The organism is Kitasatospora sp. NPDC050463 (assembly GCF_040655255.1).
In the GTDB taxonomy this organism is placed as follows: Bacteria; Actinomycetota; Actinomycetes; order Streptomycetales; family Streptomycetaceae; genus Kitasatospora.
This window is the reverse complement of the sequence record NZ_JBFAJO010000034.1, coordinates 46,626-68,134: the sequence shown is the minus strand read 5'-3', so window position 1 is coordinate 68,134 and position 21,509 is coordinate 46,626. Positions and strand designations below refer to the sequence as shown.

The window sequence follows — 21,509 nt, the reverse complement described above, 5'->3', positions numbered from 1 at the left end:
GCGCTCGCTCCTCGGGTCGGACGACGGGGCCGGAACACCCCCTCGCGACGCTAGGTCAACCTCGACGGCCCGGCATGTCGAGGCGCCGGCCGGGCGTGGGCACGCCCGGCCGGCGCCCGGCCGTTCGGGTCACCGCCCGGCCGTTCGGGTGACCGCGCGGAACTCGGGGAGGAGTGGGGTGGAGGTGGCGAAGGGGCGGAAGAGGCGACACCGGCCGGAGCCCCGCGGCGACGCCCGCGAACGCGCGCCCTACTCGACGACGAAGTCCGCCATCATCGCCATGTCCTCGTGCTCCAGGTTGTGGCAGTGCAGCATGTACGCCCCCGGGTAGTCCGTGAAGCGGACCAGGAGCTCCACCGACTCCGCCGGCCGCAGGTCGACGGTGTCCTTCCAGCCGGCGTCGTAGCGGCCGGGCTCGGCACCGCTGCGCGAGAGCACCTGGAAGGGGTCCAGGTGAAGGTGGACGGGGTGGTGGACGTCGGTGAAGAAACGCCAGATCTCGGTGCTGCCGAGGGCGGTGCGGGCCAGCGAACGGCCCGGCTCGTAGGGCTGGTTGTTGATCGTCCAGCCGTCGTCGCGGCTGCGGCGGAAGCCGAAGGTCCGGGTGGTGACGGCGGCGGCCGGGTCGAGCCGTTCGAGGGTGCAGAGCCGCTCGGGGACGGCCGAGTCGTCGGTGACGGTACGGGACGAGACGTCGAACAGCATCACCTCGGTGGTCCGGTCGCTGCCGAACCGGTTCATCAGGCGGACGGACGTCCCCGGCGGGAAGCGGGAGAAGTCGACCACCAGGTCGAAGCGCTCGGCCGGGGCGATCTCCAGCGAGTCGTGCGCCACCGGGGCCTCCAGCAGGCCGCCGTCGCCGCCGATCTGTACCAGCGCGTCGCCACCCGCGGGCTGCGGGTCGAGTTCGAGGCGGTAGAGGCGGGCGTTGGAGCTGTTCAGCAGGCGCAGCCGGTAGCGGGCGCGGTCCACCGTGAGCCGGGGCCAGGGGGCGCCGTTGACCAGGACGACATCGCCGAGGACGCCGTTCATGTAGTCGTCGGTGACGCCCGGGACGGCCAGCGTGGGGTCGACGGCCGGGTAGGCGAAGGAGCCGTCCTCGGCGAAGGAGCGGTCGGCGAGCATCAGCGGGATCTCGCGTTCGCCGCGCGGCAGCGGCAGCGCGTCCTCCTCGTCGTCGTGGACCAGGTGGAATCCGGCCAGACCGCGCCAGAGGGCGGGGCCGGTGAAGCCCATCCGGTGGTCGTGGTACCAGAGGGTGGCAGCGCGCTGCCGGCCTGGATAGGTGTAGGTGCGCTCGCCGTCGGTGGTCCGGCCGGCGGGCAGGTCCGCGTGGTGAGCCATCCCGGGCATCCCAGCCATCCCAGCCATCCCGACCATCCCAGCCATCCCGACCATCCCAGCCGTCCCGGCCGTCCCCTGCGCGCCCCCCGCGCCGGCCCCGACCGGCAGGAGCAGGTCGATCGGGTAGCCGTCGCTGTCGGCCGGGGTGTGGCCGCCGTGCAGGTGGACCACCGAGGGCACCGGCAGCTCGTTGCGGTGGCGCACCACGATCTGCCGGCCGGCGCGCACGGCCAGGGTCGGACCCGGGTAGCTGCCCCCGTACGTCCAGGCCTCGGTCCGCAGGCCGGGCAGGATCTCCAGCCGTGCGATCTGCTGGGTGATCTCGTAGTGGTCGGTGGTGCCGTCGCTGCGGACCGGTTGCAGGACGGGCGGCAGTGGGAGCGGCACCTGGAACGGCGCGGGCAGCTCCACGGCGCTGCCCAGCACCCGGCCGGGACGGCCCTCGGCCAGCAGCCGCGCGGCCGAGGGGACGGCGAAGGCCCCCATCGCGCCGGTGCCGACCACGGCCGCGCCGATCCCGAGGAACCGGCGGCGGTTCACTGGACGACCTCCACGGCCCCACCCGACCGGGGAAGTCGGCCGGCGCCGTCGGGGCCGACCGCAGGGGTGCCCGCGCGGGCCTGCAGCGGCAGCCGCCAGGCACCGACCAGGCCGAACAGGATGCCGCTGACCAGCAACACGCCGAGCAGCACGTGCAGACCGAGCGCGCGCTGGTAGCCGGCGGCGATCTGCAGGATCACCCCGGCCGTCAGCAGCGCGGAGAGCCCGAGCGGCCGGCGCGGTCCGCGCCGGGCCGGGGCGGCTAGGCGGACCAGCGCCCCGGCCGCGAGCTGGCAGAGCGCCGCGGCGGCCATGGCCGTCGCGGTGGTCCCGTGCAGCGCGAGCGAGTCGTAGTGGCCGTTGAGGTAGCTGCCGGCCAGCAGGGTCTGCAGGAGGGCCAGGGCGGCCAGCGCGGTGGCGCTCGCCCGCAGCAGGATCAGCGGCCGACGGGGCGCGGGGGCCACGGGAGGACTGCTCATGGGAGGGCTTCTCTCTGCTCGGCCGTGAGGCGGGAACGGGTGCAGGGCGCCTGAGGGCGGGGGAACGGGAAACGCCTCCGGAGGCGGCTCGGCCCCGGACGGCGGGGCCGAGAGCGTAACTGATCGGACATCACGATCAGCGGCACCGAACCGGGTTGGAGTCGATCACCACTCCGTTGCGCCCGCCGGAGCGGGGACGATCACCCGAACGGGCGGTGCGCCACCTTCGCGCACCGCCCGTTCAGCCGGCGAACCTCCCCTCCGTCCCACCGGGGACAGGGGACCTCCGCAGCCCGGCGGCCTGCCCCCTCCGCCCGCTACTGCCGCCCGCCGCCGGCCGCCACCGGGTGGGCCCGGAGCAGCAGGCGGGCCGGCAGGCCGGTCGAGCCGAGGCAGAGCAGCACGGCCCCGGCGGCCAGCGGCAGGGCGAGGCCGGCCGGGACGTAGGGCGCGGAACCGGTGATGCCGCGGGTGATCGGCATCAGGGTGATCCAGGCGATCACCGCGCCGACCGCCAGTCCGGTCGCGGCGACCAGCAGCGCCTCCCAGCGCATCATGCCGCGCACCTGCCGGCGGGTCGTCCCGGCCAGGCGCAGCAGCGCCACCTCGCGACGGCGGTCCAGCACCGTCATCGCCAGGGTGTTGGCGGCGGTGACCGCGGCGAAACCGCCCAGCACGCCGGCCATCACGGTATTCGCCCAGGCGCCGATCTCCCGGGCCTTGTCGGTCTGGGCCACGAAGCCGGCCCGGTCGGTGACGGTGGCCGCGCCGGGGCCGGCCAGGCCGGTCAGCCCGGCGGCGACGGCGGTCCGGTCGGCGCCGGGGGCGTCCGCGACCAGCACCTGGCTGTCGTAGCCGACGGAGACGTGCTCCGCGACGGCCGCCCGGGGCAGCAGCACCTGACCGAGGCCGAGGCCGCGCTCGTAGGTGGCGACCACCGTCGGCTTGACCGGGGTGCCGTCGCCGAGCCAGAGCGGGGCGCGGTCGCCGACCTCGACGCCGAGGGCCTCGGCGAGGCCGGCGTCCAGGGCGACGGTGTCGGCGGAGCGGGCGAGGTCGGCGAGCGAACCGCTCTTCACCCCGAGGTCGAGCACCGCGGGCAGCTTCGCCGGGTCGCCGCTGACGCCCAACGTGTTGGCGGTGGCGAGCATGCTGCCGTCGCGGTAGAGCGTGCCGGTGCGCAGCACGCCGACGGCGGCGTCCACCCCCGGCACCTCGGCGGCGCGCTGGACGCTGCCGGCGGGCAGGCCGGGGCCGGCCGAACCGACCACGTGGTCGGCGGTGATGCCGGTCCGCACCTGTTCGCCGGTGACGTGGGTGATGGTGCTCTGCATGAAGAGCAGGGTGCCGCAGAAGGCGGTGACCATGACGATCGGCGTGATCGCGGAGGCCAGCCGGCGGGCGTTGGCCCGGGTGTTGTCGGCGGCCAGCGAGCCGGGGGCGCCGGCGCCGGCCCGCAGCGGGGCACCGAGCACCCGGGCGGCGATCCCGGCGACCCAGGGGCCGAGCAGGGCGACGGCCATCAGGAAGCACATCACCACGCCGAGCGCGGTGTTGGCGGCGTTCGAGCCGTCGAGGCCGGCGGCGACGGCGGCCAGCGAGACGCCGCCGGCCGCGAAGAGCAGCCCGAAGGCGGTCCGCACCACGCCGGGCCGGCCGGCCTCGACCGCGGACTCGCCGAGGGCCTGGCTGGGCCGCAACCGGGACGGGCGGCGGGAGGCGAAGAAGCCGGCGGTCAGCGCGGCCAGCGTGCAGGTACCGACGGCGGCGAGCATCGGGATCGGCCCGACGTCCAGCGACAGGGCCTCGGGGACGGCGCCGCGGTCCGTCAGCTCGCCGAACCACCAGCGGGCCAGGGCAAGTCCGGGAAGGATCCCGAGGGCACCGGCCAGGGGCGCCACCAGCATCGCCTCGGTGGCGATGGTGCGGCGGATCTGGCGCGGGGTGGCGCCGATGGCGCGCAGCAGGGCGAACTCCCGGGCGCGCTGGCCGGTGGCCAGGGCGACGGTGCTCATCACCACGAAGACCGCGGTCATCGTGGCGATGCCGCCGAAGGAACCGCCGAGCGCTGTGAGCATGGTCCGGCTCTCGGCGAGCACGGGCTGCTCGACGCCGCCGCGGGCGCTGCCGGTGAGCACCTGGGCCTCGCCGCCGACGGCCTGCCGGACCTGTGCGGCGAGGGCCTTGGCGTCGACGCCGTCTCGGGGGACCACGGCGATCGCGTCGACCCGGCCCGGGTGACCGGAGATCCGGTCGGCGACGGGGTCGGCGAACCAGGCGGTGGCGGCCGGCTGCCGCGGAGCCGCCCCCGGCGTGGCCGCGAGGCCGGAGATCCGGTAGCTTCCGGCGCCGCCGGGCGCGGTCAGCGCGACGGTGGCGCCGGGCGCGAGGTGGGCGGCGTGCGCGGTGTCCACGTCCAGGACGACCTCGCCGGTGCCGGGCGCGCGGCCCTCGACCAGCTTCTCGCCCGCCCCGGCGATGCCCAGCGCGGCGATGCCCCGGCCGGTCAGCCCGGGCAGTCCGGCGGCGCCGCCGGCCGGGATCGGGAAGGCAGTGTCCGCACGGGCGGCCGCGACACCGGGCTGGGCGGCGATCCGCCCGGCCAGCGCCGCGTCGACCCGGGCCCGCTCGGGGACGGGCAGCGACTGGGTGTCGACCTCCTCGCCGGTCTTGACGGTGATCTTGACGGTCGCGTCGGCCGCGACCACCACCGGGGTGCCGGCGTACCGGGTCGGCGGCACGCTCGCCGTGATGCCGGTCTGCAGCAGTGTGCCGCAGGCCATGACCACGGCCGCGCCGAGCAGCAGGGCGAGGAAGGTGCCGACGAAGGAGGCCGGCCTGAAGCGCACCGAGGCGCGCGCGAGTCCGTTGCTCATGCCGCCGCTCCGACCGGGCGCGCCGCCAGCGTGACCATGCGGTCGGCGACGGCCTTCGGGTCCGGGTGGTACAGCTCGCCGGCGAGCGCGCCGTCGGCCAGGAAGACGGCGCGGTCCGAGAACGAGGCCGCCACCGGGTCGTGGGTGACCATGACCACGGTCGCGCCCATGGTGTCCACGGCGCGGCGCAGCAGGCCGAGCACCTCGTGGGCGGTGCGGGTGTCCAGCGCGCCGGTCGGCTCGTCGGCGAAGACCACGTCCGGGTTGGTGATCAGTGCGCGGGCGATCGCCACGCGCTGCTGCTGCCCGCCGGAGAGCTGGCCGGGCCGCCGGCCGCCGTGCTCGCCGAGGCCGACCTGGGCCAGCAACTCCCTGGCCCGGGACCGGTCCTGGCGCTCACCGGCGAGGCGCTGCGGGAGCAGCACGTTCTGCTGCACCGTGAGTGAGGGCAGCAGGTTGAAGGACTGGAAGATGAAGCCGATCCGGCTGCGGCGCAGCTTGGTGAGCCGGTTCTCGCTCAGCCGGGTGATCTCCTCGCCGCCCAGGTGGACCTCGCCGGAGTCCGGGCGGTCCAGGCCCGCCGCGCACTGCAGGAAGGTGCTCTTGCCGGAGCCGGACGGGCCCATGACCGCGGTGAAACTGCCCCGGTCGAGCGACAGGTCGATGCCCCGCAGGGCGTGTACGGTCTCGCCGCCACGGCCGTAGGTGCGCCGGACCGCCCGCAGTTCGATCGCGGCGTGGGCGGCGGGGCGCCCGTACGGCTCGGTCCGGGCGTGCTGACGGCGTGCCATGGTGGGCCTTCCTTAGGGGATCGTCGCTGGTCGTCGACGTGTTCCAGCCTAGGAACGGCGAGTGCCGCGAACCATGGAGGCCGCTGGCGGACGGACCGGGGGGTTATCCCCACCCCGCTCCTGCGACCCGCCCCAGGCGCGCCGTCGCTCCCGGTCCCGGCCGCCCCCGCGCGTACCGGCCGTCCCCCGGGTACCCGGCGCGGGGACGGGAGCGGAGGTCGAGGGGCGCGGGCGGCGATGGTAGGGGAAACCCGACCCCAGGTGTCGACCTGGCCGTCATGACCCCGCCCAGCTCCACGGCTGGAATGAAGGGGTGCTGAATCACCGAGGCCGTCGCGGCCACCGCGACCAGGACCGGCAGGACCGGCAGGGCGGCAAAGGACCGCGCGACCGCCAACTCCCGTGCAGAAGAAGGTGGTTCGACCGCCGGGCGCCGTGGTGCGCCGGCTGGCTGTTCGCCGCCGGGTGGGCGGCGGCGTTCCCGCTCGTCTCCGGGCTCGGGCCGCACCGCAGTTGGGGCACGATCGCCGCAACGGGCTATCTGGCGGCGGCCGTCGCCGTGCTCACGCTGCCGTGGCGACGGGCGTGCTCCTGGTCCGTGGCGGTGGCGCTCGTCGGGGCCCTCGCGGCGCCGCTGCTCTGGCTGGTGCTGACCGGTCAGGGGCAGAGCGAGGTCGCCGTGATCGAGCGGTCCGGCGAGTTGCTGCTCCGGCACGGCACGCCCTACCTCGCGGAGCCGCGCACCGTGCCCGAGTACACGCCGTACCTGCCGGGCATGGCGCTGTTCGGGCTGCCCCGCGCGGTCCTGGGGGCGCGGGAGTGGCCGGCCCGGCTGCTCGGCGACGCCCGGCTCTGGTGCGCCGCCGTGTTCCTGGGCTGTCTGCTCGCCGCCCGCCGCCCGCACCGGACGGGACTCGCGGCGCTCACCGCCTCGCCGCTGGTCGCGCTGCCGCTCTGTGTGAGCGGGGTGGACCTGCCGATGACCGGCCTCTGCTGCCTGGCCCTCGCCCTGGCCGCCCGGGGCCGCCCCGGCGCCGCCGGGGCGGCGCTCGCCGCGGCCTGCGCGCTCAAGTGGACGGCCTGGCCCGCGGTCGCGGTCGTCGCGGCCCTGCTGGCCGCCACCGCGGGCCGACGGGCGGCGCTGCGCGGTACCGCGGTCGCGGTGGCGGGCACCGCCGTCCTCGTCCTGCCGGGGGCACTGCGCTCGCCCGGCCCGATGTTCCACCAGGTGTTCGCGTTCCCCACCGGGCGCGGCACACTGCCCACTCCGGCCGGCAGCCCGCTGCCCGGCCGGCTGCTCGCGGACCTCGGCCCGGCCGGCTGGTACGCCGCCGTGGCGCTGCTGCTGCTCGGCGGGCTGGCCGTCACCGCCTCGCTGGCGCTGCGCCCGCCCCGGGATGTCGTGGGTGCCGCCGACCGGCTGGCGCTCGGCCTCTGCCTGGCCTTCCTGCTCGCACCGGCCGGCCGGTTCGGCTACCTCGCGCTGCCGCTGGTGCTCGCCCTCTGGGCCCGGCTGCGGCCCCACCCCGGCCCCGGCGCCAGCCCGCGCGCCGACGCCCGCACCGATCCACGCCCCGATCCACGCACCGATCCACGTACCGCCACCCGCAGCACCACCCCACGTACCGATCCCCGAACCGAGGTTGCACCGACCCCATGGCCAGCACACTGATCGTCACCAACGACTTCCCGCCCCGGCAGGGCGGCATCGAAACCTTCGTCCACGCCATGGCCACCCGCCTGCCCGCCGACGAGGTGGTCGTCCTCACCTCGGACGAGCCCGGCGCGGCCGCTCACGACGCGACCCTCCCCTTCCCGGTGGTCCGCGCCCGCGCCCGGCTGCTGCTGCCCACCGGCCGGGTCACCCGGCGGGCCGCCGAGATCGCCCGTGCGCACGGCTGCGACCGGGTCTGGTTCGGCGCCGCCGCCCCGCTCGCCGCGATGGCGCCCGGGCTGCGGCGGCAGGCGCCCGGGATCGCCCGGACGGTCGCCACCACGCACGGCCACGAGATCTGGTGGGCCCGGACGCCGGGGGCCCGCCGGCTGCTGCGGCGGATCGGTGACAGCGTCGACGTGGTCACCTACCTCGGCGAGTACACCCGGTCGCGGATAGCCCCCGTGCTCGGGCCCCGGGCCCGGCTGGAGCGGCTCGTCCCGGGCGTGGACACGGACCGGTTCCGCCCGGCCACGGCGGACGGAACGACCGCGACGCACGCGACGCACGGGACGACCGCGACGGACGAGGCGGGGGCGACCACCGGCCCGGTGATCCTCTGCGTGGCCCGGCTCGTCCCCCGCAAGGGCCAGGACGCCCTGATCCGGGCCCTCCCGCTGATCCGCCGGACCACGCCCGGGGCCGTCCTGGTGCTGGTCGGCCGGGGCCCGGACGAACGGCGGCTGCGCGCGCTCGCCCGGCGGCACACCGAGCCCGGCTCGGTGGTCTTCACCGGCGGCCGGGAGCACGCGGCGACCCCCGCGTACTACGCGGCGGCGGACGTCTTCGCCATGCCGTGCCGCACCCGGCGGGCCGGTCTGGAGGCGGAGGGCCTGGGCATCGTCTTCCTGGAGGCCGCGGCCGCCGGGCTGCCGGTGGTCGCGGGCCGCTCCGGCGGCGCGCCCGACGCCGTCCTCGACGGGGTCACCGGCGCGGTCGTCGACGGCCGCAGCCCGGCCGCCGTCGCGGCGGCGGTCGTGCGCGTCCTCGGCGCCCCGGCGGCCGACCGCGCCCGGATGGGGGCGGCGGGGCGCCGCTGGGTCCGGGAGGAGTGGTCCTGGGAGGCCTCCGCCCGCCGCCTCGCGGAGCTGCTCGACCCCGAGCGGGTGCGCGCCGAGGCCGTGGGAGCGGACACCGAGGCCGCGGGCGCCCCGGAGGTCTACCTCTGATCTTGGCCAGTGCTCCGGCGTTTACGCCGGGGGTGAAGGCCATCCTTGGCCCGGAGGCGCAGAGCGCCGGAGTACTCTGCGCCTCCGTGGTGACGGTCAGGCGGGGCGTTGCTGGTTCTCGATGTACTGGCGGACGGCGGTCAGGGGTGCGCCTGCGCAGCTTCCGGCGAAGTAGGAGCCGGACCAGAAGTGTCCGCCCCACAGGTATCGGCGAACGTGGGTGCTGTACTCCTGGCGCAGGTAGCGGGAGCTGACGCCCTTGAGGCTGTTGACCAGCTTGGAGAGCTGCACCTTCGGCGGATAGTGCACCAACAGGTGGACGTGGTCCTCCTCGCCGTTGAACTGCTTCAGCTCGGCCTCAAAGTCCTGGCAGACCTCCCGCATGATCTCCTCGCAGCGAGTCAGCATCGGGTTGGTGAACGCGTTTCGCCGGTACTTGGTGACGAAAACCAAGTGGACGTGCAGGTTGTGGACGACGTGGCGTCCCGTGCGTACGTCGGGATTAGGGTTCCATCGTGGTGACATAAGCCGAATGATGGAGTGATCACGTGAGCGAGCAATCCGCCTACGAGAAGCGGCAGTTCGGGCATCGTGCCCGACTGGCGCTGGCGCCCGCACAGATCCGGCTCATCGACGATCAGGCCCACGCGGCTCGCACCGTGTGGAACCTGCTGCACGACTGGTGGACGATGCTCTCGAAGGAGCGCCGGTCACTGGCCGCCGCCGATGCGGCGATCCGGCAGGCCCGCAAGGAGATCGACTGGCTGGGCGTTCTCCCGGCACAGGCCGCGCAGGCGGTCCTCAAAACGTACATCCAGGCGTGGAGGAACTGCTGGGACGCTCGGGCCGACGAGCCGAACTCAAGGCCCGCATCCGATCCGTCATGTCCGTGGACATCCCACAGGGCCGTGACCTGAACATCGTCCGCGTGCACCGCCGCTGGGGCATGGCCAACATCCCCAAGATCGGCCGCGTCCGGTTCCGGTGGACCAAGGACCTCCCCGTCAGCAAGCACGCGAACACCGACAACCGGATCACCGGCGCGCGCCTGACCAAGGACGCCCTCGGCTGGCACATCGCCTTCCGTGTCCAGACCCTCGAAGCGACCCCCGAGCCCCACCACGGACCGGAAGCCGGCATCGACGTGGGCGTGGTCCTGCCCATGGCCCTGTCCGACGGCAACCACCAGGACCACGGCCGCCCCAACAAGCTCCCCGACGGGATCTCGGACCGCGACAAGTGGCTGAACCCCGACGAGAAAGCCAAACTGCTCCGTCTGGAGCAGCGCGCCGCCCACCGCAAGACCCACCGAAAGCCCGGCGAGAAGACCTCCCGCCGCCTGCACCACACCTACGACCAGATCAAACAGCTCCGCGCAAGAGCCACGCGCCGGGCCAACGACTGGCAGCACCAGACCACCACCGCCCTCGCCCGCCAGTACGGGACGATCGTGGTGGAGGACCTGCACATCACGAACATGGTCAAATCCGCCAAGGGCACCACCGAAGAACCGGGAACCAACGTCGCACAGAAGTCCGGCCTGAACCGCGCCAACCTCCAAGAGGCATGGGGCCGAACCATCACGATGCTGACGTACAAAACCGCCCGAAACGGCGGCACCCTCCACAAGGTCCCGGCCCCGAACACCTCCCTGCGCTGCTCCGCGTGCGGCTTCATCACCCCCGGCAGCCGGGAGAACCAGGCCACGTTCGTCTGCAAGAACACCGGATGCGGATGGTCGGGCAACGCCGACCTGAACGCCGCCCGGAACATCCTGCACCTGTACCGGATGGGCCACGCGCTCATCCCGGCTGCCGGAAGGGCAGTCGTCAGGCGCGCCAAGCGCGTCAAGCCCACTGCCGCAAGGTAAGTAGGAATCTCCCGGCTTCAGCCGGGAGAGCACTTCAATCTCCCCGCAGGTGAGCCAGCACCGCGAGCACCCGGCGGTTGCCCTCGGCCGGGTCGAGGTCCAGTTTCATGAAGATGTTGCCGCAGTGCTTGACCACCGAGGCCTCGGTGATGCTCAGCCGCCCGGCGACGGCCTGGTTGTTCAACCCCTCCGCCATCAACGCCAGCACCTCCCGCTCGCGCGGGGTCAGCCGGGCCAACGGCCGGTCCGCCGCCTGCTGGCGGAGCAGGACCCGGACCACCTCCGGATCGATCACGGTCTGACCCGCCGCCACCCGGGCCAGTGCGTCCAGGAAGTCCGCCACCTCGCCGACCCGGTCCTTCAGCAGGTAGCCGAGCCCGGCCGGCTGCGCGCCCGCCGCACCGAGCAGCCGGGTGGCATACGGGGTGGCCACGTACTGGGAGAGCACCAGGACCGGCAGGCCCGGGTGGCGTTCGCGCAGCTCCAGGGCGGCCCGCAGGCCCTCGTCGTGGAAGCCCGGCGGCATCCGGACGTCGGTGACCACGATGTCGGGCCGGTCCGCGTCCACGGCGGCGCCCAGTGCGTCACCGTCGCCGACGGCGGCGACCACGCGGTGGCCGCCCCGGGTGAGCAGCTCGACCAGCCCGGCCCGGAGCAGCACGGCGTCCTCGGCGATGACTACCCGGAGCACGGCACCTCCACCCGGAGCCTGGTCGGCCCGCCGATCGGACTGGTCACCATCAGCCTTCCTCTCAGAATCGCGATCCGGTCCGCGAGCCCCTGCAGGCCGGCCCCGGCGGCCGGGTCGGCCCCGCCGCGGCCGTCGTCCGTCACCTGGAGCACCAGGCGGCCGTCCGTGATCCGGCCGAGGACCGTGATCACGGTGGCGCCGCTGTGCTTGGCGGCGTTGGTCAGCGCCTCGGTGACGGTGAAGTACGCCGTCGTCTCGACCGGTGCGGGCAGCCGCTGCGGCAGGTCGATGTCGACCTCGACCGGGATCGGGTGGCACAGCGCGACCTCGGCGACGGCGGCGGCCAGCCCGTGGTCGGTCAGCACCTGCGGGTGGATGCCCCGGACGAGGTCGCGCAGCTGTTCGAGCGCCCGGCGGGCCTCGCCGCGCGCCCGGTCGACCAGCTCCACGGCCGGGTCGTCGCCGTCGCGCCCGCGCAGCTCGTAGGCGGCGAGCCCGAGGGTCATGCTGAGCGCGACGAGTTGCTGCTGGGCGCCGTCGTGCAGATCGCGTTCGATCCGCCGGCGCTCGGCCTCGAAGGCGTCGACCAGGCGGGCCCGGGAGCGGGTGAGTTCGAGGACCTGCCGGCCGAGGCCCTCGGGCCGCGGCCCGAGCAGGACCCGGACGAGCCGGACCCGGGCGGTGGTCAGCAGCGCGCCCGCGTACGCGCAGAGCAGCAGGCCGGCCAGCCCGACGGCGGTCGCGGGGAGGGCCGCGACGGGGCCGGAGACCGCCCGACCGGGGATCAGCATCACGGTCTCGGGGGCCAGCGCCCAGACCACCAGCGGGCTGACGACCAACGCCCCGCAGAACGCCAGCAGGGCGGTGAAGGTGAGATCGACCGCGCTCAGCACCAGGGCGAACAGGGCGGCGTAACCGAGTTCGCGCCAGGTCGCGCGCTCCCGCAGCCTGGTGCGCAGCCGCGCCCGGCGGCCGACCCCGGGCAGCGGGCGGTGCGGATCGGGAACGGGCACCGGCTCGACCAGCCGCACCCGGCGGCGTTCCAGCGCACCGACCGGGATGCCGGCGAGGGCGACGCCCAGCAGGACCGGCAGACCGACCACGACGACGGACAGGCCGAGGCCGACCAGCAGCAGGACGGCGAGCACGGCCAGCAGCAGCGGCCCGAGGACGGCGCCGCCGAGCAGGTACCCCCAGCAGCGCCACGGGGCCGAGGTGAACGGGAACCGCAGCGGGTGCGCCCGCAGGGCGTTCCAGACCGCCACTGCCTGCCGCTCCTGCGCCACCCCCCGGTCCTCGCCCACCCGGCCACCCTAACCGACCCGCCCTGACCCGCCCTGACCCGCCCTGACCCGCCCTGACCTGCCCTGACCTGCCCGTCCGCATCTGCTCCCCGCTCAAGGAGCCACCCGGTCACCGGCCTGACGAGCCGTCCACGGCCCGGGGGCGGCGGGCGGGTGCACGGCGTCGGCTCCGCCGTGTGACGCCGTCGAGGCTCACGCCCCCCGGGGCGGGCCCGCCGCCGCACGTGCGGCGGCGGGCCTCCCGTCACCGCTCCTGCTGCCCGATCCGCTCGCGCAGACCGGCCAGGACGGCGGCCGCCTCGTGCAGTCCGAAGCCCCGACAGCGCTCGGCGGCGGCGGCGAGGCGGGCGCAGGCCGCCTCCGTCCGGCCGAGGTCGGTGCCCTCGATCAGCCCGGCCAGCCGGACGGCCTCGGCGCGCGGCGTCTCGGCCGGCTCACCGCCCGCCTGGTAGGCGGTGATCGCCAGCTCGGCCTCGGCCAGCGCCGTCTCGTACCGCCCGGCCACCGCGTACACCCGGGCCCGCTCGTAGTGGGCGGCGCCGCGCAGGTACCACGGGGTGTGCGGCTGGCCGCCGCGCTCGGCGGCCTCGCGGACGGCGTCCGCCTCGGCCAGCCGCTCCAGCGCCGAGTCCAGGCCGTCCGGGCCCTGCTCGTGCATGGTGAGCCGGGCGAACTCCCGGAGCATGCCCGCGATCTGGTCCGGCCGGGGCGCCTCGGCGTGGGAGGCGAGCGCCCGCTCGCGGGCCGCGTGGGCGGCCTCCCAGCGGCCCGCCTCGGCCAGCGCGAGGACGGCCTCGCCGGCGACCACGGTGTGGGTGTGCCGCTCCTCCCAGCCGGCCACCTCGTCCGCCAGCCGCAGGTACTCCTCCGCCGAGTCGCGGAACTCCTCCAGCGCGAACAGTCCGCGCGCGAGGTCCAGCCGGGCCTGGGCGAGCATCCGCACGTCCAGGTCGGGTGCGGCCGGGTCGAGCAGCACCGACTCCAGGACGGCGACCGCGTCGGCCGCCCGGCCGGCGTCCCGCAGCAGGTCGGCGAGCTGGAGCCGGACCTGGGCGGCCTCCTCGGCGCCCGCCGGCCCCTTCCGGTCGAACCGTGCGGCGGCCTGGGAGAGCGCCCGGACGGCCGCGCCGTTGTCCCCGAGGTGGGCGCAGGCGTGACCGAGCATCATGTACGTCGCCCCGAACGGGTACGCGTCGTCCGCCCAGCGGGTGGCCTCGGCGAGCGCCCGGTGGAAGACCTCGACGGCTTCGGCCTGCTCGCCGCTCTGCAACAGCACCTGGCCGAGCAGACCGAGCACCCGCGGCGTGTGCCAGGGCAGCTCCGCTGAGTCCAACTGCTCCAGTGATCCGCGTAGTTCGGCCACCGCCTCGGCCATGCGCCCCTGCCGGGCCGCCACGTCGGCGGCGTACTGGCGGGCGGTGGCCGAGCGGCGGAGCGAGCCACGCTCGGAGCTCTCCCGGCGGTAGGCGGTGACGGCGCTCTCGAAGCGCTCGGCCGTGTCGGCCGGGGGCTCGGGCAGCGCCCGGATCAGGTCGTGGTGGGCCGCGAAGGCCCGGCACTGCAGGACGACCAGGTAGTCGTCGGTCGCGAGAGCCGGCTCGCCGCCGGCCGCCCCGGCGGCGAGCAGCGCGTCGGCCTCGGCCAGCGCCGCGTCCAGGGCCGGCCAGTCCGACCTCGCATCCTCGACGTCACCGAGCTCGACCACCAGGGCGCGGGTGCGCACCACCAGGGCCTGCCCGGCCAGCCCCTCCTGCTCGAACAGTTCGCCGGCCTCCAACAGCGCGGCCCGGCCACCCGACCAGTCGTCCCGGTCGAGAGCCAGATGGGCGCGTTGCTCGGCGAGTTCGGCCCGCAGCCGCCCGGCGGTGCCGGCCGCCGTCCCCTCGGCGTGGACGTAGCCCTCGGCGGTGAAGCGCTCGGCGACGCGCTGCCAGAGGCGGTCCGCGTCGGGGTGACCCAGCAGGTCCAGCTCGCGGGCCCGGACGACCAGGGCGGCGAAGTCCGCCGGCTCCGGCTCGGCCGCGCGCAGCGCCACCGGCGGGGTGGCCGGCGCGGCCGCGAGCTCCGGCGCGGCCACGGCCCGCACCCCGAGCGCGAGCGGCTCGGCGAGCAGCGGGCGGCGGTCCAGCCGGGCCCGGCGGCGCGCGCTCACCGCGTCGGTGCCGTTGCGGGCGTCGAAGCGGGCGGCCAGCGCGTCCGCCTCGGTGCGCAGGTGGGCGAGGAGCGAGTCCACCGTCCAGGCCGTACCGGGCGGGCCGCTGACGGCGAGCCCGCCGTGGCCGCCGCGGGCCAGCGCGGCGATCAGCACCTCGACGCCGGTCAGGAAGTCGAGCCGGCCGATCGGGTCCCCGGTGACGGCGAACAGGTCGCGGTTCTCGGCGAGGATCTCCAGACCGCGCGGCTCGTTCCCGGAGAGCGCGCAGAACTCGATGTGCAGGCCGACGGCCCGGGCCATCCCGGACTTGCCGCGGGCGAAGCGGTAGCCGACCAGGTGGCTGGAGCGCGCCTCGTCCGACCGGCCCTCGCGCAGCAGCGGCAGCAGCGCGTGGGCGTGGCTGAGGTAGGGCTCCTCGGCGCAGGTGCTCTCGCCCTCGAAGACCGGCCGCCAGGCCTCCAGCGCCCGCCGGTCGTCCCCGGACCGCACGTGGTGGCCGGCCTGGGCCCGTATCTCACAGGCCCGGCAGTCGCTCAGCTCGCTGCGCGGGCGGGCCGCCCACAGCTCGAAGGCGTTCTCGGTGTCGACCCCGGTGTGCGCGGCCAGGTGGTACCGCTGCGCGTAGTACGGCTGCAGGCCGTGGCCGGCGGCGCGGTAGCGGTCGTGCATCTCGGTGTGCCAGCGGCGCACGGCCTCCAGCGGGACGTCGGGCGTGCCGAGCAGCGCGGTGGCCACCCACTTGAACCGCCAGAACACCTGCTGGCCGGCCCACTCGCCGAAGCCGTCCCGGTCGGTGTCCCAGAGCTTCAGCACCCGGGCGAAGACCACCGGGGCCTTGCTCCGCTCGCCGTCGTACTCGTAGGCCTCCATCAACTCCAGCAGAGCCGTCGCACGGACCCCGGTGTCATCGAACTGCTCGGCGGCGTCGACGAGCTCCTCGGCGGTCACGGTCCGCTGCCGGCCGTACGGGCGGGCGTCGTTCTCGCGCAGCGCGGCCATCACCGCGTCGACGGTGTCCAGCACGTCCACGGTCAGGACTCCTTCTGCGGGTCGGCCGCGTCACGGCCGGCGGACGGCCGGCCGGCGGACTCGTGGCCGAGCATGGCGTGGTCGAGCAGGCTGATGAACGACCGGTTGAGCAGGGCGCTCTCGCTGGACTTCAGCGGGCGGCGGGTGAGCAGGACGGCCTGCCCGTACAGTGCCTCGACGGCGGTGACGGCCAGTTCGCGGTCGCCGATCGAGGCGGCGCGGCGGACCAGCGGGTTGAGGTGGTTGAGCACCAGCTGGGCGCGGGGCACCTCGGCGCGCAGCGAGCCGAGGATGTCGGCCCACAGGCCGTCGGCCTCGTCCGCGAGTTGGGCACGGGTGCGCTCGTGCCGGGCCTCCCGGTTGTCCAGCAGCAGCGCGGGCGCGCTGGTGGGGTGGAAGCTGCGCAGGGCGACGTCGCAGTCGAACCGGCCGACCACCTCGCGGGCGACGGTGAGGAACGCCGCCGCGGCCAGCTCGGCCGCCGGGTCGACGGTGTCCAGGTGGGCGGTGACGGTGCCCGGGTCGAGGTCGGCCACCGACGTGCCGGGGCGGATCTCCGGCAGCCGGTGGACGAGGTCCCGGTCGTAGGTGTAGCCGCCGTTGACGACGCCGAGGCCGGCGGCGGCCGCGATCGGGGCGACCTGGCGGAACTCCTCGACCGTGCGCGTCACCAGGACGACCGGGTGGGCGCGGGCGAACTCGTCCAGGGTGACGTTGCCGTCGGTGGTCTCGAACGGCAGCCAGGGCAGCAGCATCCGCAGCAACTCGTCGTCGTAGCGAGCGAGTTCCTTGACGGCGAGGTGGTGCACCGAGATGAAGCGGTGCAGCAGGGCCGGGTCGCTGGCGGAGAGCCCGGTGAGCCAGTCGCGGATGCGCGCGCCGAGGGCGTCCCGGACGGCGGCGAGCGTCTCGTCCGCGTACAGGCCCTCCCGGGAGGCGGTCGGGCGCAGGCTGTCGGTGTCGACCACGCAGCGGACGAAGAACGCCCAGTCCGGCAGGAGTTCGTCGGCCTGCTCGGAGAGCAGCATGCCCTTGAGGTGGACCCGGTGGCCGGAGCGGCGGGACGGCGGCACGGCGTCCGGCAGGACGTAGGCGACGCCGCGCAGACCGACCACCGGCAGGTCGAGCTCGATGGTGTCCAGCGGCGTGAAGTCGAAGGTGGTGCGGCAGTACGTGGCCAGCGCCTCGCGGCGGGCCAGCGGGGAGCCGTGCCGCTCGGCCCACGGCGGGGTGCGGTTGACGCGGGTGGCGGTGCCGCGGCCGTCGACCACCGTCACCTCGTGGCGCAGCAGGCTGCCGAAGTCCCGGGCGAGCGAGAGGACGCGGTCGGAGCGGGTCCACTCGGCGGCGTCGGCACGCGGCGCCAGCCGGACGGTGGTGCCGGGCTCGGGCTTGGCCTCCGAGGGCAGGGTGCGGATGGTGTAGCGGCCGTCGGAGCCGCCGCGCCACTCGATGACGGGCGCGTCCGGCGTGGCGGCGGAGCGGGTGACGACGGTGATCTCGTCGGCCACCACGAAGCAGGCCAGCAGTCCGATGCCGAACTGGCCGATGAAGTCCCCGCGGGCGCGGGCCAGGCCGGCGCCGTCGATACGGCCCTCGGCGTCGCGCTTGGAGCTGCGGCCGATGGTGGCGAGGAAGGTGTGGACGTCGGCCTCGGTGAGACCGATGCCGGTGTCGGTGACGGTGAGGTCCTCGTCGGCGTGCACGGTGATCCGGGCCGGCGCGGACGGGTCGAGCGCCTGCCGGGCGGAGATCGCGTCCACCGCGTTCTGCAGCAGCTCGCGCAGGTAGACCCGGGGGCTGGAGTAGAGGTGGTGGGAGAGCAGGTCCACCAGGCCGCGCAGATCCACCTGGAAGGTGTGCGCACTCGTCGGGTTCTCGGAAGGGGACACCGCAGGCTCTTTCGATCGCGTCGGGTGGGGCGGGAGTTCTGGGGCGCCGGACGGGGCCGGTGCGGCTGTGCGTGCCGGTGCGGCCTCGCGTGCCGGACGGGGCCGGTGCGGCTGTGCGTGCCGGACGGGGCCGATGGCCTAGCGGGCGCAGCGGTCGCGGTGGACGCGGTAGATCTCGACCGGGTCTCCGGCCAGGTAGGTCCACGGCGACTCGGTCACGGCGCCGTCGAGCGTCTCGAACAGGAGGTGGGCCGTCCGCGGCTGGTCGGCCAGCGAGAAGGCCATCGCGAAGGTGTTGAAGGCGCCCTGCCAGCCGCGCGGGCGCCGGTAGTCGGCGTGCAGGACGGACCGCCGCAGCGCCTCCTGCAGCTCGGCCAGCACGGCGGGGCTGGTGAGGTAGGCGTGGTCCTCGCCGTCCGGGAGGTCCAGCCAGTGCTCCAGGTGCGCGAGGGCGACCAGTTCGCCCAGTGGGCTGCCTTCGGGGGCGGCCAGCATCGCCGAGCGGGCGAAGGCGTGCATCTCCTGGTGCGAGCCGCCCCACTTGGCGCAGAGCTGCTGGAGTCGCTGCCTGTGCGAGCCGAGGTGGCCGGGGTCGCGGCGCAGCGCGGCCTCGAAGCGGTGCCGGGCGACGTCCGGACCGAGCGAGGCGCCGCGGCCGCTGATCTGCAGGAAGTACCAGGGGGCGAGCCACTGCGGCTCGCGCTCGGCCACCGCGAACAGCTGCTCCTCGGCGGTGTCCAGCCGCTGGTGGAAGAGCTGCCACTGCTCCTCGGTGACGTCCTTGGCCCGGCGCCCGGTGCGCGCCTCCCAGGCCCAGGAGACGTGCCGGGCACCGGAAAGCAGCAGCGGCAGCGCGTCGTCGGGCCGGTCGGCGGCGGCCTTGGCCGCCCACTCCTCCACCCCGGCGACGTCGGCGAGCGCCACCAGCAGCCAGGTGAGGTCGGCCCCGTCCGTGACGGCGGCCAGTCCCGGGCGCAGCGCCGCCCAGTCCCCCACGGCCGCCTGGGCCAGCATCAGCCGCAGCTCCTCGTCGCCGCCGGCCGGGTCGAGTACCGGCGGCACGCTCACGTGCGCCGCGGGGCGCCGGCCGAAGCCGAACCCCCGGCGGCCGTCGCCGCCGCCCGCAGCACCCTCGCCGGAACGGCGTCGGAAGAACGACATGGTGTGGCCCCCTCGAACAGCATTGGCATCTTTCGTACGGCTGCGCACCGGCCGCCCCTGACGCAGTACATATCACGGGCGGCTGACATCCCGTCCGCCAGGCCGACCTCGAACCCCAGGTCACGGCCGGTGTCACATACCCCTATGCGGTATCGAGGCGGCAGCGCGGCACGGTGGCCGCCCGGGCCCCGCCCGGCCCGCTCGTCGGCGAGCCCCTCGGCGAGCACAATCAGCGCCTCACGGCCCTGGGCGACTCGGCCGTGAAACGGAACCGGAACACGGCCGAGCAGCCCCGTAGCACCGCTGACATGTTGTTGCCAGTCAGATGCGTGCCACCGCTTCACCGACCACCGGAACTGTCGATCCGTCACGATGTCGTGGATGTACATGATTCGCGTCCGGCTGGAGACGCCGGGCGGTCGACCGGCCGCCGAGCCGGTGGACGCGGCCGCCGTACGGGACGGCCTGGAGCGCGCGCTCCGGGGGCCGGCCCGGCTCGACCACGTCCGGATCCGAACCGCGGCGGGAGCAGTGGACGGCGTGGCGTTCGTGTCGGCCCCCGGCCTGTTGGCGGCCGAGGCCGAGCTGCGCGCCGCCTGCGCGGAACTGGCCCGCCCGCAGGGCCCGCTGGCCGGCTGGCTGCTGCGGCACTGCGAGGCCGACCCCTGGCTGGCGCTCGGCCTGCACGAACAGCCGACGCCCCGCTGAAACGTCTCCGCCGGGGGCGCCGAAGCCCCGGACCGGGCGGTCCGGGGCTCGGCAGCCGGGGTACCGGCCGGTCATACACGGGCGGACACGGGCGGTCGGACACGGGGAGCCGACCCGCCGGGTCAGCTCCCGGGCCCGGCCAGCGTCAGTCCTTCGAGCCGCCCCTGCTCGTACGCGGCCACGATCACCCGCCGCTGCAGCTTGCCGCTGCTGGTGCGTGGCAGCTGCCCGGGCTTCAGGTAGTGCACGTCCTCCGCGCGGACGGTGACGCCGATCGCGCGCACCAGGTGCTCGACGATCCGCGCCCGGCTGCCCGGGATGTCCTCGCGGGCCTCGCGGTCCACCTCGGTCAGCACGACGATGTCGGGCCCGATCTGCGCGACCGCGGTGCGGCCCTCGCGGACGAACGGGAGCTGCTCGACGGCCTGCTCGAAGTCGGCGGCGAACAGACTGCGGCCGCCGACCTTGATCCGGTCGCTGATCCGGCCGGTGATGAACAGCTCCCCGGCGTTCAGGAAGCCGATGTCACCGGTGGCGTAGTAGCCGTCCGGCCCCTCGATCGACCCCGGCCGGTCGAAGTAGGCCCCGGCGAGGCTGCCGCCGGCCAACTCGATCTCGCCCAGCTCGTTCTCGCCGCAGACCCGGCCGCCCTCGCCGCGCAGCCGGACGGTGAACTCCGCCATCGGCGGGCCCACCGAGATCGCCGGGACACCGGAGGGCGAGGTCACCACCCGGATCTCGCCGCCCACGGGCCGGCTGGCCACCAGCAGGACGGCCTCGGCCATGCCGTAGCAGGGCATGAAGACGTCGCGCCGCAGTCCGGCGGGCGCCATCAGGTCGAGGAACTCCTCCAGGTTCGGCAGGTTGATCGGCTCGCTGCCGAGGTAGATCGACCGCATCCCGGAGAGGTCGATCTCGGCGATCTCCTCGGGGTCGAGGTCCTGCATCAGCTTGAGCGAGTAGTCGACGGCGAAGTTCGGGACGACGGTGCCGATGGCCCGCTCCCGGCCCATGTGCTCCCACCAGCCGCGCGCGTCGAACAGGAAGGTCACCGGCTCGGCGAGCAGCAGGTCGCAGCCGACCGCGAAGCAGGACAGCATGCCGCCGACCAGCCCCATGTCGTGGTAGAGCGGCAGCCAGCTGCTGACCCGCTCCTCGGGCCGGCGGCCGTCGGTCCGGGTGATCATGTCCAGGTTGGCCCGGAGCCGCCCGTGCGTCACCGGGATGCCCTTGGGGAAGGACGTCGACCCGGACGAGAACTGCACGAAGGCCAGTTCGTCGTCCCCGGGCGTCCGCAGCCGGGCACCGGCCCGGCGCAGGCCCGCCGGGGGCAGCGCCAGCACGTCGACCGGCAGGTCGACGGTGGCCAGGGTGGGGACGTCGAGGATCCGGGCGGCGTCGAAGTCCGCCGCGACCCGGGCCAGGAACTCCTGGTAGCCGTCCTTCGGCGTGTTCAGCACGAACGGCTTGACCGAGAGCGGCACCGCGCCGATCTCCATCAGCGCCAGGAACGCGAAGATCACCGGGACGGACGTCTCGAACGGGAAGACCACCCGGGTACCGGGCTCGACCCCCTGGTCGCGGAAGAACTCCGCACAGGCGGCGATCTGCTCGGGGAAGTCCCGGTAGGCGGTGAACTCCGCCGGGTCGCCGTACTTCTCGTACAGGTGGAGCCCCCGCTCGGGCGGGCACTCCTGGTTGCGCTGGATGTGTTCGAGCACCGGACCCCTCCTACTCGTTCATCGATTGATACCTGCACCTGCACCACACGTGCCGCCGACGTGAC

General features: G+C 75.1%; 14 protein-coding genes and 1 pseudogene. 4 read left to right on the top strand and 11 right to left on the bottom strand.

What is annotated here, in order from left to right; genetic code table 11:
• Nucleotides 1-249: 249 nt before the first annotated feature.
• The 4 genes from AB0J08_RS22035 to AB0J08_RS22020 form a co-directional block, all read right to left on the bottom strand.
• Nucleotides 250-1,884 (bottom strand): multicopper oxidase domain-containing protein, encoded by a 1,635-nt coding sequence (locus AB0J08_RS22035; RefSeq protein WP_360636705.1) that lies wholly within the window; start codon nucleotides 1,882-1,884, stop codon nucleotides 250-252.
• A complete protein-coding gene (locus AB0J08_RS22030) occupies nucleotides 1,881-2,363 on the bottom strand; it encodes a hypothetical protein (RefSeq protein WP_360636702.1) in 483 nt (160 codons plus the stop codon). The genes AB0J08_RS22035 and AB0J08_RS22030 overlap by 4 nt, the downstream gene beginning before the upstream one ends.
• Before the next feature lie 317 nt (nucleotides 2,364-2,680).
• The gene (locus AB0J08_RS22025) at nucleotides 2,681-5,239 is read right to left on the bottom strand and encodes an FtsX-like permease family protein (protein WP_360636699.1); all 2,559 of its coding nucleotides are present in this window, start codon (nucleotides 5,237-5,239) and stop codon (nucleotides 2,681-2,683) included.
• On the bottom strand, nucleotides 5,236-6,030 hold the full coding sequence (locus AB0J08_RS22020; protein WP_360636696.1) for an ABC transporter ATP-binding protein: 795 nt from the start codon (nucleotides 6,028-6,030) through the stop codon (nucleotides 5,236-5,238). Before AB0J08_RS22020 ends, AB0J08_RS22025 begins: the two co-directional genes overlap by 4 nt.
• A 313-nt stretch (nucleotides 6,031-6,343) precedes the next feature.
• Between AB0J08_RS22020 and AB0J08_RS22015 the strand changes: the two genes are divergently transcribed.
• Nucleotides 6,344-7,702 carry a hypothetical protein gene (locus AB0J08_RS22015; RefSeq protein ID WP_360636693.1) on the top strand — a complete coding sequence of 453 codons (1,359 nt, stop codon included), beginning with the start codon at nucleotides 6,344-6,346 and terminating at the stop codon, nucleotides 7,700-7,702.
• Nucleotides 7,687-8,913, top strand: a complete 1,227-nt coding sequence (locus tag AB0J08_RS22010; RefSeq protein ID WP_360636690.1) for a glycosyltransferase family 4 protein — start codon at nucleotides 7,687-7,689, stop codon at nucleotides 8,911-8,913. The genes AB0J08_RS22015 and AB0J08_RS22010 overlap by 16 nt, the downstream gene beginning before the upstream one ends.
• 96 nt (nucleotides 8,914-9,009) lie before the next feature.
• Here the strand turns inward: AB0J08_RS22010 and tnpA are convergent, their stop codons facing one another.
• On the bottom strand, nucleotides 9,010-9,438 hold the full coding sequence (gene tnpA, locus AB0J08_RS22005; RefSeq protein ID WP_360636687.1) for an IS200/IS605 family transposase: 429 nt from the start codon (nucleotides 9,436-9,438) through the stop codon (nucleotides 9,010-9,012).
• A 104-nt stretch (nucleotides 9,439-9,542) separates the two neighbouring features.
• Here tnpA and AB0J08_RS22000 point away from each other — a divergent pair.
• Nucleotides 9,543-10,783: pseudogene (locus AB0J08_RS22000) on the top strand (transposase).
• A gap of 34 nt (nucleotides 10,784-10,817) precedes the next feature.
• Here AB0J08_RS22000 and AB0J08_RS21995 read toward each other — a convergent pair.
• The 5 genes from AB0J08_RS21995 to AB0J08_RS21975 form a co-directional block, all read right to left on the bottom strand.
• Nucleotides 10,818-11,474, bottom strand: a complete 657-nt coding sequence (locus AB0J08_RS21995) for a response regulator transcription factor (RefSeq protein ID WP_360636684.1) — start codon at nucleotides 11,472-11,474, stop codon at nucleotides 10,818-10,820.
• On the bottom strand, nucleotides 11,462-12,778 hold the full coding sequence (locus AB0J08_RS21990; protein ID WP_360636681.1) for a sensor domain-containing protein: 1,317 nt from the start codon (nucleotides 12,776-12,778) through the stop codon (nucleotides 11,462-11,464). Before AB0J08_RS21990 ends, AB0J08_RS21995 begins: the two co-directional genes overlap by 13 nt.
• 244 nt (nucleotides 12,779-13,022) lie before the next feature.
• A complete protein-coding gene (locus AB0J08_RS21985; protein ID WP_360636676.1) occupies nucleotides 13,023-15,962 on the bottom strand; it encodes a tetratricopeptide repeat protein in 2,940 nt (979 codons plus the stop codon).
• Nucleotides 15,963-15,964: 2 nt separating this feature from the next.
• Entirely contained in the window at nucleotides 15,965-17,854 is a 1,890-nt protein-coding gene (locus AB0J08_RS21980) for an HSP90 family protein (RefSeq protein WP_360636673.1), read from the bottom strand.
• 138 nt (nucleotides 17,855-17,992) lie between these two features.
• On the bottom strand, nucleotides 17,993-19,015 hold the full coding sequence (locus AB0J08_RS21975) for a hypothetical protein (RefSeq protein WP_360636670.1): 1,023 nt from the start codon (nucleotides 19,013-19,015) through the stop codon (nucleotides 17,993-17,995).
• Nucleotides 19,016-19,396: 381 nt separating this feature from the next.
• On the opposite strand from AB0J08_RS21975, the gene AB0J08_RS21970 reads away from it, so the two are divergent.
• Nucleotides 19,397-19,723: a hypothetical protein gene (locus AB0J08_RS21970; protein ID WP_360636667.1), complete on the top strand. Its 327-nt coding sequence runs from the start codon at nucleotides 19,397-19,399 to the stop codon at nucleotides 19,721-19,723.
• Nucleotides 19,724-19,845: 122 nt separating this feature from the next.
• Here the strand turns inward: AB0J08_RS21970 and AB0J08_RS21965 are convergent, their stop codons facing one another.
• Nucleotides 19,846-21,444 (bottom strand): AMP-binding protein, encoded by a 1,599-nt coding sequence (locus AB0J08_RS21965; protein WP_360636664.1) that lies wholly within the window; start codon nucleotides 21,442-21,444, stop codon nucleotides 19,846-19,848.
• Nucleotides 21,445-21,509: the final 65 nt, after the last annotated feature.